The organism is Dyella agri, assembly GCF_044904705.1.
GTDB classification, from domain to species: Bacteria; Pseudomonadota; Gammaproteobacteria; order Xanthomonadales; family Rhodanobacteraceae; genus Rhodanobacter_A; species Rhodanobacter_A agri.
Genome location: NZ_JADIKL010000002.1, coordinates 392,019 through 405,675, shown reverse-complemented (window position 1 = coordinate 405,675; position 13,657 = coordinate 392,019). Strand labels below are relative to the sequence as shown.

Genomic DNA, 13,657 nt, shown 5'->3' with positions numbered 1-13,657 from the left:
GACAACGACACGATTCTGTGGCCGGATGGCGGCGAAGCCAAGCGCCATCCACATGCCTAGAATGGTCCACCCCTGGCCGTATCCCACGATGACATCGCACCCGCCCACCACCCGCCTGCAAGCCTGGCACGAACACCCCGGCGCGCTGCCGCCCGCGCTGGCCGCGGCACTGGAGGCCTGCCTGTCGCGGCCGGTCGACCAGGCCGAATGCGCCGACGTGCTCGACCTGCTGGCGATGATGGGCTGCGATGCACCCACGCAGGCAGCGGCGCTGTGGTTCGCCCTGTCGCGCGTGGATGCCGCCTTGTGGCAGGCCGAGGCGCCGCGCCTGCCGGAAGAGGTACGCCGGCTGGTGGAAGGCCAGCAGGCGGCGGAACAGGTCTGGGCGCTGCACGCCCAGCGCAGCGCCGGCGGTGGCTCCGAAGGCCTGCGCCGCCTGTTGCTGGCGATCATCCGCGACCTGCGCGTGGTGTTCGTGCTGCTGGCGCGCCAGCTCGCCCGCCTGCGCGCCGCGGCAGCACTGCCCGAGGCCGAGCGGCAGGAACTGGCGCGGCTCACCCGCGACATCCACGCGCCGCTGGCCAACCGCCTCGGCATCTGGCAGCTGAAGTGGGAACTGGAAGACCTCGCCTTCCGCCATCTGCAGCCGGACACCTACAAGCGCATCGCCAAACTGCTCGATGAACGCCGCGCCGACCGCGAGGCCTTCATCCGCGAATCGCTGGACGAACTGGGCCGCGCGCTGGCCGACGCCGGCATCCGCGCCGAGCTGGCGGGGCGGCCGAAGCACATCTATTCCATTTGGAAGAAGATGCAGCGCAAGGAGCTGGAGTTCGGCGAGCTGTACGACATCCGTGCGGTGCGCGTGCTGGTGGACACCGTGGCCGACTGCTACGCCGCGCTGGGCGTGGTGCACACGCTGTGGCCGCACCTGCCGCGCGAGTTCGACGACTACCTCGCGCGCCCCAAGGGCAACGGCTACCGCTCGCTGCACACCGCGGTGATCGGTCCGCGCGACAAGACGCTGGAAGTGCAGATCCGCACGCACGAGATGCACCGCGCCAACGAGCTCGGCGTGGCCGCACATTGGCGCTACAAGGAAGGTGGCGGCGCCGACGCCGAGTTCGAGGCCAAGATCGCCTGGATGCGCAAGCTGCTGGACACGCGCGCCGAAGACGAAGGCGCGCTCGCCGCCGACCTGCGCACCGAGCTGATGGAGGATCGCGTCTACCTGCTGACGCCGCGCGGCGAGGTGGTGGACCTGCCGCACGGCGGCACCGTGCTCGACTTCGCCTACCACGTGCACACCGAGGTGGGTCACCGCTGCCGCGGTGCCAAGGTCAACGGCCGCATCGTGCCGCTCACCTTCCAGCCGCAGAGCGGCGACCGCGTGGAGATCCTCACTGCGAAGCAGGCCGAGCCCAGCCGCGACTGGCTGTCGCCGCACCACGGCTATCTCAACAGCGCGCGGGCGCGCGACAAGGTGCGCGCCTGGTTCCGCCGGCTGGCGCACGACGCCAACCTCGCGGTGGGGCGCGTGATGTTCGAGCGCGAACTGAAGCGCCTCGCGCTGCCCGAGGTCGACCTGGCGAAGCTGCCTGCGCACTTCCACCTGAAGACGCAGGACGAGCTGCTGGTGGCGCTGGCGCTCAACGAGATCAGCACCGGCCAGGTCGCACGCGCACTGCAGGAAGCCGCGCAGCCGCTGGACGACGACGACGCGGTGCCGCTGGCGCCTGCGCGGCCGGCACCGGCACGCGATCCCGGCGCGCTCAGCATCGAGGGCATCGGCAACCTGCTCACCACGCTGGCGCGTTGCTGCCAGCCACTGCCGGGCGACCCGGTGCGCGGCTTCATCACGCGCGGCCGCGGCGTATCGGTGCACCGCACCGACTGCGCCAGCCTCGCGCGGCTCGCGCGGCGCGATCCGGACCGGGTGATCGAGGTGAACTGGGGCAAGGCCAGCGCCCAGGCCTACGAGGTGGACATCGAGCTGCGCGGCTACGACCGCAAAGGCCTGCAGAAGGACGTCACCGGCGTGATCAGCAACGCGGGCACGCCAATCATCGCCTCCTCCAGCCGCGCCCTCGCGAAGAGCGGCGAGGTGGAAATGCGCTTCGCCCTGCGCGTGCGCGATTTCGAGCAGCTATCCACCCTGCTCGGCCGCCTGCTGGCACTGCCGAACGTGGTGGAGGCCCGCCGCATCGGCGGTGCGCGGGCAAACTGAACGCGGGTTCCCGCGCGGCGCGGCGGCGCGCCGGCACGATGCTAAAGTTTCCTGGTGGCCATCCTTGGCCGCGGGAACCCAACGGGCGGCCGTCCATGGCCGCGCTCCGCTGACTTTTGCGACCATCCTCGGGTCGCAAGGATCAAACCGGCAGCCATCCAGGGCCGCACTTCTCAACTCTTATCCGAATTGCCAGCCACCATGAGCGGACGCCGCGACCAGCACGAATCCGAAACACGCGGGCGCACCGAGCCCAGGCTGGGCGATCTCGACCAGCTCGACCAGCCGCCGAAAAGCGCATCGCCGCGTGACGAGCAACCCTGGCAGGACACCGAGCCACGCGGCTGGCAACGCGCCTCGAAGATGCCGCAACATCGCCCTCGCCGCTGGCTGGTGCCCGTGCTGGTGCTCGCGCTGATCGGTGTGGTCGGCGCGGCGCTGATCGAGCAGAACCGCCTGCGCAACCTGCTGCCGCGCACCGAACTCAACGACGTGCTGGGCCGCGCGCAGCAGGCGCTGGCGGCCGGGCACCTGGACGGCGACGACGGCACCAGCGCGCGCGAACTGTTCCAGGCCGCGGTGGCGCTGGAACCGGACAACGACGCCGCGCGAAACGGCCTGCACCAGGTCGGCATGGCCGAGATCTCGCAGGCCGACGCGGCACTGCAGGCCGGCCAGTTCGACGTGGCCGCGCAGAAAGCCGCCGTAGCGCGCGAGCTGCTCGGCGGCGGCAGCGACCTCGACCGGCTCGACCAGCAGATCGCCGCGAAACACTCCTCGAAGGTGCAGGTCTCGGTGCTGGTGCAGCAGGCGCAGCAGGCCTTCGCCGCCAACCAGTTCAGCGGCGAGCACGGTGCCGGCACGCTGTACCGGCAAGTGCTGCAGGCCGACCCCGGCAACGCGGTGGCACGCCATGGCCTGGACCAGGTCGGCGACGCGCTGGCCGCGCAGGCGCAGAAGGCGCTGGACGCGAACGACGGCGCCAGCGCCGACGCCGTGATCGAACAGCTCGCCGCGCTGCAACCGAACAACGCCGCCCTGCCGGGTCTGCGCGCTGCCCGCGCACAGGCGCACCAGCAGGACACCGCCGCGCTGGACACCGCGCTGCAACAAGGCGACGAAGCGCTGCGCGCCGGCCGCATCGACGGCCCCGGCGACGACACCGCGCTGGCGCACTACAAGGCTGCGCTGGCGCTGAGCCCCGACAATCCGCAAGCCGAAGCCGGGCTGGGCAAGGTGGCGCAGGCGCTCACCGTGCAGGCCGACGCCGCGCTGGATGCAGGCGACACCGCACAGGCCGGCACGTTGCTCGACCATGCCGAAGCGTTGGCGCCGAAATCCGCCGACCTCGCCGCCGCCCGCGCACGTCTGCAAGGCATGCAAGCGCACAAGGCCGCCCCCGCTCCCGCCGCGCCACCCGCGAACGACGCACAGCAGCCGGCCGCTGCTACCCCCGCGCCGCCCGCGCTGACGCCGCAGCAGAGCGCGCAGGTCTCGCGCCTGCTGGAACAGGCCCAGGCCGCCACGCAACGCGGCGACATCATGCTGCCGCCCGGCAACAGCGCCTACGACCTCTATCGCAACGCACTGGCGATCGACGGTGACAGCGCCGTCGCGCAGCATGGCCTGCAAGCCTTGCCCGGCGTGGTGCAGCAGTTGTTCAACCGCGCACTGGCCGCAGGCGATCTCGTCCGCGCCGGCCAGATGCTGGAGAACCTTGGCGACCTCGCCCCCGGCGACGCCTCGCAAGGCATCATGAGCCAACGCCTTGCCAGCGCATGGCTGGACCAGGCGGATCGCCAGCTCGCCCAGGGCGACCGCGCCGGCGCCGCACAATCGCTGCAGCAGGCGCGCAAGCTGGCGCCGAACCATCCGCGCGTGCTCGACCTCAGCGCGCGCCTGCAACCAGGGTCCTGACACGCGCATGACGGTATTGGTTTTCGGCGGCAGCAGCCAGATCGGCCATTTCCTCCTGCCACGCCTGTTGTCCGGCGGTGCGGTGGTCACGGCATTGAGCCGCCACCCCCGCGCTTCGCAACCCGGCCTGCGCTGGCTGCAAGGCAGCCTGCCCGACGCCCTGCCCGCCGAGCTGCCGCACCCCGCTGCCATCATCAGCTTCGGCCCGCTCGGCCCGCTCGCCGCCTGGCTGGCCCGCGTGAATTTCGGCAGCGAACCGCCGCGGGTGATCGCCACCAGCTCGATGAGCGCGGAGACCAAGCGCGACTCCGGCGTGCCAGCCGAACGCGTGCTCGCGCAACAGCTGCGCAATGGCGAACAGGCACTCGCCGCTGCCTGCGCGCGCCATGGCGCACCGTGGACCGTGCTGCGCCCCACCCTCATCTACGGCGCAGGGCTCGACAAAAGCCTCAGCCCGATCGCCCGCCGCGCCTGGCGCACGCGCGTCTTCCCGCTGCCTGCCGGCCGCGGTCTGCGCCAACCGGTGCACGCCGACGACATCGCCCTCGCCGTGCTCGCCGCCCTCGACTGCCCTGCCAGCGCGGGCCGCATCCTGTCCATCGGCGGCGGCGAACGCCTCAGTGCCCGCGAGATGTTCGCCCGCGTCCGGAGCACCTTGCCCCACGCCAACCTGCCGCTGCCGCTGCCTTCGTGGCTGCTGCATGCAGGCCAGCGCCTCGCTCCCGCGAAGCTGCGCGGACCGCTCGCGCGACTCGATGCGGACCTGGTGGCCGACAACAGCGAACTGGAACGCCTGCTCGGCGTGACCCCGCGGGCGTTCCGGCCGGAAGCGGGGATGTGGTTTCCGGCGAAGCAGTGACGCCTGCGGCGCGGGTGCACTCGCCGCCTCCCATTCGCCGCGCATAGAACCGAACGGCGGCACGTTCCCAGCTGCGTGCAAAGGCGAGAACAAAGGCGCGCCGCTCCTTCAATCGTTGTGCATATCAGCGCTTTCGAGGTGATAAGACATATCAACCTCGCCTTATGCGATAGGCAAGCCGGCTTCCCGCGGCCCTACCTGTGGAGAAGCCGGCCAAGCCACTGAATGTGCACAGGGTTTCTCGCTTGACGCAGTCATGGCCGCGATGGAGCATGGCGCGCATATGCCCCGATCCGGGGTCTACCAGGCGTCAGGGCACATGAAAGTTACTTGGCGTGAATTGACGGTAAGTCTTTCCGGCCAGTCAACTGGCGATCTGCTGCATCAATGGCGTTGGTTAGTCCCCGAGACCATGTCGCTTCATATGGTCTCGGCTCTTGGTGACGCTTTCCTTCAGGACCATACAGGCGCCATTTTCTGGCTCGACGCTGGCGGCGCCGAACTCACTCGTATCGCCGATAGCCCAGCGCACTTTGACACCTTGCGCCAACAGCCGGCACTCGCAAACGAATGGTTCGCGCCTCAGCTTGTCGGCAACCTGTTGTCATCCGGTCACGTTCTAGGCGCGGGTCAATGCTTCAGCTACAAGGTGCCGCTTACTCTCGGCGGCCAATTCCAGCCAGATAACTTTGCTCCAAGCGACCTGTCGGTTCATTTCCATACGCTCGGCCAGATTCAGGCGCAGGCCAAAAACCTTCCAGTGGGCACTCGCATCTCGTCAGTCAAGCTCGGCGAGTAGCGCACCCTAATCGGCCATCCAAGCGGACGGCTTCGCCGCCGCTTTACTCCAGCGTTAGGTACTCAAGGATGCGGCTCGGCAAAATCCTCAAAGTGATCTTGTTCGTTGCCGGACTAGCTCTTGCCTTTGCTGGCGCAGGCGCCTTGGCTATGGCAGTGTCGGGCTCGGTGATTGCAGGCCGACCCAGTGTGTACGCTCTCGGTAGCACCCTTCTGCTTCTCGCAGCCCCATGCCTCGTCTTGCTCTTCTCTGTTCGGGCTGCCCAGGTCCTAGGCTCGTTCGTTCTCTTGGTGTTTGCTCTCGGGGCCCTTTGGCTGGCGTTCGGTGCAGCACCGCCAGAGCATCCATGGCTTTTCCAAGCTGCCTCCATCGCTTTTGCGGTGCTGGCAATTTCTCGTGTAGGGTTGTTCTTGCGCAGCAAAGGCTCTGCGCGGAGCACCTGACATCTCGTTCAAGGCGGGCGGCTTCGCCGTCGCTTAACTCCAGCGTTGGACAGCTCATGGAAGCTTCTTGGACCTCCCAGCTCATTGGTCGAACCGTCGAGGACATCGAACAGCGGGAAGGCTGTCCTTGCGTTGTCCGCCTCGCCGGTGGCTACCGCCTCCAGATTGAGTCGCTTTGGCGCCTTCTTTCGTCGGGCGCTGTGGCTCTCACCAGCGAAGACGAGGGCCAGTTGTTTGGGGGCAGCCAGCCGTTGCGCGCCATACCGGAGCTTTCAAGCAAACTGCACGGCCAAACACTTGTCAGCTGCCAAGCAACCCCAGGAACGGCCGACCTAACTCTCAACTTCGGTCAAAGTGTCCTTCAGGTGATCACGGACTCAAGCGGCTACGAAGCGTGGCAAGTCGAGGGACCAGCTGGCACACTGGCGGTCGGCCAGGGTGGCGGCAACGTCGTTGTCTGGTACTGATCTGCCTAACCAGTCATTCAAGCGGACGCGCATACCGCGCGCGGCTTAACTCAAGCCTTAGATTTGGCCATGGCAATCGACTCCAAACAAAATATTGATGCTGGACTTCGACGCATACGCACAAGACGGAGACGCGCGCTGCTTCTTTTTCTTGGCTTCCTGCCGGCCATGTGGCTAACGGCGCTTATGTTCAAATCTGGCCTTGCTTCGGGCGTAGTTACCGCTTGCTACATGATGCTTCTCTTATATTCCATAGGGTTGAGTGCCTTTAGCAACTGCCCTAAATGCGGCAACACTTTCTGCATGTCCTCATGGTCAAACCCCTTTGCTCAGCGCTGCATGAATTGTGGCCTACCGTTGTCGGGAGAACCCGATGGTGCAACTTCGGGCAGGTAAATCTAACCGCTCGTTCAAGGCGGACGGCAACGTGTCCACTTAACTCAAGCGTTAGACCACAAGCGATGCGATCCGTCTTCAAGACATTCTTGATTTTTCTAGTACCGGCTCTCTGCATATCGGCTCACGCATCTGCGCCTGAGCTAACAAGCGAACTCGCTTGTAACCACCTCAAGATTGCGGTCGCTCACAGGGAATCGCCTCGTCACGGCCCAAACGAGTATCGCTGCGACCTCGCACCGCACGAGGGTCAAGGCCGTTACTTCGTCTTCGCACTCCGGTCCAACTACCCTGCGCCACCTAACGCCAATCCGAACTGGGTCGGTAGCGGTCTTGTCGGTTGGTTTGCTGTGTCGCGCTCTGCCGGCACAGTCTTCAACTGGGATGTCAGCGAAGAGGTCCTTGGTCACAAGCTTTAACCCTTGCGCAGCTATCCGCACGGCCTAACATCTCGTTCAAAGCGGGTGGCTTCGTCGCCGCGTAACTCCAGCGCCGGTCGGTAGCCCGTGGCTACTATGCACGAGAGAGAGCAGCTGACGCCGCGGTGGCACGAAACCGCTACACCGCTTGTACACCCGTCAGCATTTGACATGTCCCCAAATCGCGGATTCCCCCGCAGCCCATCGCCACTTCGGTAAGCTGTCCTCAGCCACACCAAATACCCCTCGAGGATGGATCCCCTGCACATGCGCCGCCTCCGCCGACGCCTGGCCCTGTTCGCCCTGTTGCCGATGCTGCTGTTCGCGTCGCTGGCGCAGGCTGGCGTGCAACTGGTGGTGCGCGGGGTGGACGAACCGCTGCAGCAGGCGATCGGCGCGTCGGTGGGGCTATCGCCATATGCGCACCGCGAGGTCAGTGAGGCGCAGATCCGCCGCCTGTACGCGCAGGCGCCGGCGCAGGCGAAGGCGGCGCTGGAGCCTTACGGTTATTACGATGCCGACGTCGCCGCGCAGCTGCAGCCGGTCGGCAAGGACTGGAAGGTGACGCTGGACGTGCGCACCGGGGAGCCGGTCAAGGTCACTTCGGTGGATGTGCAGCTCGACGCCGCCGCGCTGGCCTTGCCGTCGATCCGCCGCGCACGCAACGCGATCGTGCGCATGCGCGGCAAGCGGCTGGATCACGCCAGCTACGATGCCGCGCGCGACGCGCTGTCGGCCGCGCTCACCGCCAACGGCTTCCTCGACGCGAAGCTGGTCACGCGCCGCGTGGAGGTCCGCCGATCGGATCGCAGCGCGGCGATCAAGCTGGCCTGGCAGGCGGGGCGGCGCTATCGCTACGGGGCGGTGCATTTCGAAGGCTCGCAGTTCAAGGAAGGTTTCCTGGACCGCTACCTGCCGTTCAAGTCCGGCGATTACTTCGACCAGGACCAGCTACTGCAACTGCAGCAGGCACTGAACGGTGCCGACTATTTCGCCGTGGTCAACGTGTTGCCGCAGATCGACGAAAAGGCCGAGGGCAAGGTCGACATCATGGTCGAGCTGGCGCCGGCGAAGCGCACGATCTACACCGGCGGCCCGTTCATCGGCACCGATACCGGCTTCGGCGTGCGCGCCGGCATGGAGCGGCGCTGGGTGAACCGGCGCGGCCACAAGTGGAAGAACGAGCTGGTGCTGGCGCAGCGGCTGAAGACGCTGTCCACGCTGTATTCCATCCCGATGCCCGGCGACAACCAGCGCAGCTTCAACTTCGGCGCCAACTTCCGCGACGCGAACACCAGCACCTCGCAGTCGCGCACGCTGGAGCTGGTCGCCAACGAGACGCGGCTGTGGCACGGATGGACGCGCACCGTGGGCATGCACGCGCTGTCCGGCACCTTCGCCGTGGGCAAGCGCGGCGACGAGCCGGACAGCACGCCCGGCATCGAGCACGGCAGCAGCACCCTGCTGTTCGCCGAGGCCTCGCTGTCGCGCAAGCAGGCGGACAACTACGACTTCGTGCACAACGGTTGGTCGCTGAACTTCGCGGCGCGCAGCACGGCCGGCGGCCTGCTCTCCTCGGCCAGCTTCAGCCAGCTCACCGCCGACGCGAAATGGATACGCGCGTTTGGCGCGAAACAGCGCAACCGGCTGATCCTGCGCGGCAGCGCCGGCCACACCTGGACCGACGACTTCGCTGCGCTGCCACCGCAGCTGCGCTTCTTCGCCGGTGGCGACCGCTCGGTGCGCGGCTACGGCTTCCAATCGATCGGCCCCGAGAACAGCTACGGCCGCGTGCTCGGCGGCACCAACTTGCTGGTCGCCAGCGCCGAGGTAGAGCACTACTTCACCCGCAACTGGGGCATCGCCACCTTCCTCGATGCAGGCAACGCCTTCGACGGCATCGACTACCGGCCCAAGCTCGGCACCGGCATCGGCGTGCGCTGGCGCTCGCCGGTAGGCATGATCCGGGTGGACCTGGGCACGCCGATCCACGATTCGCAGCGCCATGGCGTGGTGCTGCACCTGGTGATAGGACCGGACCTGTGATCGGCTGCGATGGCGCCCGATCACCGGCGGCCACGGATGGCCGCACGCGCATCGGCCGCTTGGTGGCCGATGCGGCGGGGCCGAGTCCGTGCAACGGACCCGGCGAGTCGAAAATGGGCAGGACAGCCCGTTTTCGACATAGGCAAGGCTTCGCTGCTGATTCCGGAATAGCACAAACGCGCACCTGCAAATTACCAAGGCCATCGGTTTCATGAAGTGGTTGAAGCGCATCGCTATCGCTTTCGCCGTCCTGCTGCTGGTCGTGGCGGCCATGCTGTGGTGGCTGCTCGCCACTGGCGCGGGCCTGCGCTTCGCGCTGGCGCGCGCACAGTCGGCCACACACGGCGCACTGCAATGGAAGCAGGCGCAAGGCTCGCTGATCGGCCCATTGCAGCTCGACGGGCTGCGCTACGACGACGGCCAGGGCACCGTGGTCGACGTGGCCCGTGCGCGCCTCGACCTGCGCTTCTGGCCGCTGCTGGCCCGCCGCGCGCACGTACGCGATCTCGATGCCGACGGCGTGGTGGTAGCGCTGCCGAAAAGCACGGAAAGCAGCACCAGCTCCGGCAGCTTCTCGCTGCAGCCGCCAGTGGATCTGCTGTTCGATCGCGTCCATGTCGGCAACGTGCGCGTGAGCCAGGCTGGCCAGCCGCTGTTCGCCTCTGACAGCCTCGACCTCGCCGGCCGCTGGACGCAAGCGGGCATTGCCGTCGAGGTGCTGCGACTGCGTGCACCGGACGGCCATGTGGATCTCGAAGGCCAGCTTGCGCTTGCAAGCGGCCAGCGCGGCAACGGCAAGGCCGGCTTCGCGTGGAAGCTGGGCGATACCGAGTACGCGGGCCAGCTCGTCGCCAGCAGCGATGGCACGCACGCGCAGCTGGACCTGGCCTTGCAGCAGCCGATGACGGCGCACCTGCACCTCGGACTCAGCCAAAGCCGCAGCTGCGACTGGAAGGCCACGCTGAGCGCGCCGCGTTTCGATCCCAAGCCGCTGCTCGGCGACAGCGCACTCAAGTCACTGGCAGTTGCGCTGCAAGGCCACGGCGACCGCCACGGCGGCGAACTCGACGGCACGCTGGATCTCGATCAATACCGCCTGCTGCTGCAGCCGCTGCGCCTGCGTTTCAGCGACGACGGCAAGACACTGGAACTGCAGCAGCTCAGCCTGGCCTCGCCACAGGTCAAGGGCCTGCTCGATGCCAGCGGCAGCTTGCAGCTCGATGCGAAACCGCTGGGCGGCCAGCTGGCGATCCAGTGGAGCGACCTGCAATTGCCCGCCGACCTCGTCGGCCAGCCGCTGGCCAGCGCCGGCAAGCTGGCCGCGCAAGGCAGCGCCGATCGCTTCCATGCCGATGGCGACGTCACCATCGGCCCGCCCGGCAAACCGGCACACCTGGTGCTGAACCTGGACGGCACGCCGCAGGCTATCGCCCTGCATCCACTCACGCTGCAGCAGCCGCAGGGCCAGCTGCAGGCACAGGGTACGCTGCAACTGCAGCCGACGCTGGCCTGGCAGCTCGACGTCAAGGCCAGCCGTTTCGATCCCGGCCAGTTGCTCGCGGGATGGAACGGTGCGCTGGACTTCGCCTTCGCCAGCCAGGGCACGCTGGCGAAAACCGGCCCCGACGCCATGCTGGAACTCAGGCAGCTCGCGGGACGCCTGCGCGAACGCAATGTGGGCGGCCACGGGAAGCTGCACCTGTCGCCCGGAAAAGTGATCGACGGCCAGTTGCGGCTGGCCTCTGGCGGCAGCACGGTGCAGATCGACGCCAGGCCCGGCCGCAGCAACGATGCCGACATCAAGCTCGCCATCGCCTCGCTCGGCGACTGGCTGCCCGACGCCTCCGGACATCTGGACGGCCAATTCACCGTTCGCGGCCTGCTGCCGAAGCTGGCCGTCAATGGCCATCTGCGCGGAAACACGCTGGCCTGGCAGCAACAACGCGTGGATACCTTGCAGCTGGTCGCCGGCCTTCCCGACATCAGCCATCCCGCGGGCAAGCTGGAACTCACCGCCGGCGGCGCCCATCTCGGCGGCCTGATGTTCCCGCGCATCCACCTGTTGGCCGAAGGCAGCCAGGGCGACCACCGGCTGGAACTAGAGGCACGCGGCGCCCAGCTCTCCGGCGCGCTGGCCTTGCATGGCGCGCTGAAGAACGACGCGTGGAGCGGCACGCTGTCCACGCTGAACCTCGAACCGCAGGGCTTGCCGGGCTGGCGCCTGCAGCACGCCAGCCAGCTGGCCTGGCGCGATGGCGCTTTCAGCCTGTCCGAACTTTGCCTCAGCGCCGGCGACCCGCTGCTGTGCGCGAGTGCGAAGCAGGACAAGGCCGGCAACCTCGACGCCAGCTACCGGCTGCGTGCGCTGCCGCTGGCCTTGCTGCTCAACGCCGCGGGCGAATCCGACCTGCCGCTGCGCGTGGACGGCAGCCTGCAAGGCGACGGCCAGTTGCGCCGCAGTGCCAGCGGCACGCTCAGCGGCAACGCCAGCATCGGCTCCAGCCACGGCAGCATCACCTACACCGAGCACGCCGACGCCCCCCTGTTGAGCTACGACGATTTCGCGCTGAACGCCGCACTCGGCGCAAACGCGCAGCGCTTCGAGCTGCGCGCCAGGCTCGATCATGGCGGCCGCCTCGACGGCCAGGCGAGCTTGAGCGGCAAGCAACAGGCGCTGGCCGGCCAGCTGGAACTGGATCTCAACAACCTCGCCTTCCTCGAATTGCTGAGCGACACCCTGGCCAATGTGCACGGCCAGGCCAGCGGCAGCTTCCGGCTTGGCGGCACGCTGGCGCAGCCGGCCGTCAGCGGCAGCGCCACGCTGAGCGACTTTGCCGCCGAAGTGCCGGCCGCCGGACTCAAGCTGAGCAAGGGCCGGCTGGTCGTGAGCGCGCTCGACGCCCGCAGCCTGCGCGTCGACGGCAGCGTGCAATCCGGTGCGGGCGCGCTGACGGTGGCCGGCGTCGCCGGCCTGGGCGGCACCGTCACCACCGACATCGCGATCACGGGCAAGCAGTTCACCGCCGCCGACATTCCCGCTGCCAAGGTCGTGGTCAGTCCCGACCTGCGCCTGCAGCGCGACGCGCAGGGGCTGGGCCTCAACGGCTCGGTATTGCTGGACAGTGCCGACGTGAACCTCGACAAGCTGCCCGGCGCCGGCGCCAGCAAGGCCTCGCCCGACGTGGTGGTGGTCGACCGCAAGCAGCCCGAGCCCGGTAGCGCGCTGCCGTTCACCGCCACGGTGAAGGTGGACCTCGGCGGCAAGACGCATCTGGCCGGCATGGGCCTGGACGGCCGACTCGGCGGCGTGCTGACGGTGAACGAACGCCCGGGGCGCGCCACCACCGGCCAGGGCCAGATCACGGTGAGCGGCACCTACAAAGCCTACGGCCAGAACCTCGCCATCCAGCGCGGCAAGCTGCTGTTCGCCAGCACGCCGATCGACAATCCCGGCCTGGACATCCGCGCGATCCGCAAGCTCAATCCCAACGCCACCATCGACGAAGGCCAGGAAGTGGGCCTGCAGATCTCCGGCACCGCGCAGCGGCCGGTGCTCACGGTGTTCTCCAATCCGCTGATGGAACAATCCGATGCGCTGTCCTACCTGATCACCGGCAAGCCGCTGTCGCAGGTGAAGGGCGGCGAAGGCGACATGCTCGGCGCCGCCGCGCAGGCGTTGGGTTCGGCGGCGGGCAACCTGCTGGCCAAGAGCATCGGCTCGAAGATCGGCGTGGACGATATCGGCGTCTCCAGCAACGAGGCGCTGGGCGGCAATTCCGCGTTCACCGTGGGCAAGTACCTGTCGCCGCGGCTGTATCTCAGTTACGGCGTAGGTCTTTTCGAACCCGGCGAGGTGATCACCTTGCGCTACCGGCTCAGCCATCGCTGGAACTTCGAGGCGCAGAGCGCCACCGAATTCAATCGCGCCAGCTTCAACTATCGCTACGAGCGCTGAACACGCGCGCAAGAACATCCGCGACATCGTGTTTGTTCCCGAATCGCGCATGACCGGCGCGTCGCCGGCAACGGCCGTCGCGCGATGCGCGTGGCAATAATCAGGGCGCAACCTCCGTTCCATCGTCAT

General features: G+C 67.7%; 7 protein-coding genes. All 7 read left to right on the top strand.

What is annotated here, in order from left to right:
* The first annotated feature begins 88 nt into the window (after window positions 1-88).
* Complete coding sequence (locus ISP14_RS04305) at window positions 89-2,227, top strand: RelA/SpoT family protein (protein WP_404536518.1); 2,139 nt, start codon at window positions 89-91, stop codon at window positions 2,225-2,227.
* 201 nt (window positions 2,228-2,428) lie between these two features.
* Entirely contained in the window at window positions 2,429-4,144 is a 1,716-nt protein-coding gene (locus tag ISP14_RS04300; protein ID WP_404536516.1) for a tetratricopeptide repeat protein, read from the top strand.
* Between the two features lie 7 nt (window positions 4,145-4,151).
* Window positions 4,152-5,003, top strand: coding sequence for an NAD-dependent epimerase/dehydratase family protein (locus ISP14_RS04295; RefSeq protein WP_404536514.1), 852 nt, complete (start codon window positions 4,152-4,154; stop codon window positions 5,001-5,003).
* Window positions 5,004-5,322: 319 nt separating this feature from the next.
* On the top strand, window positions 5,323-5,802 hold the full coding sequence (locus ISP14_RS04290; protein ID WP_404536512.1) for a T6SS immunity protein Tdi1 domain-containing protein: 480 nt from the start codon (window positions 5,323-5,325) through the stop codon (window positions 5,800-5,802).
* 499 nt (window positions 5,803-6,301) lie between these two features.
* Window positions 6,302-6,712: a DUF6188 family protein gene (locus ISP14_RS04285; protein WP_404536510.1), complete on the top strand. Its 411-nt coding sequence runs from the start codon at window positions 6,302-6,304 to the stop codon at window positions 6,710-6,712.
* A 1,082-nt stretch (window positions 6,713-7,794) separates the two neighbouring features.
* The gene (locus ISP14_RS04280; RefSeq protein WP_404536508.1) at window positions 7,795-9,573 is read left to right on the top strand and encodes an autotransporter assembly complex protein TamA; all 1,779 of its coding nucleotides are present in this window, start codon (window positions 7,795-7,797) and stop codon (window positions 9,571-9,573) included.
* A gap of 211 nt (window positions 9,574-9,784) precedes the next feature.
* Window positions 9,785-13,528, top strand: a complete 3,744-nt coding sequence (locus ISP14_RS04275; RefSeq protein ID WP_404536506.1) for a translocation/assembly module TamB domain-containing protein — start codon at window positions 9,785-9,787, stop codon at window positions 13,526-13,528.
* Window positions 13,529-13,657 lie beyond the last annotated feature (129 nt).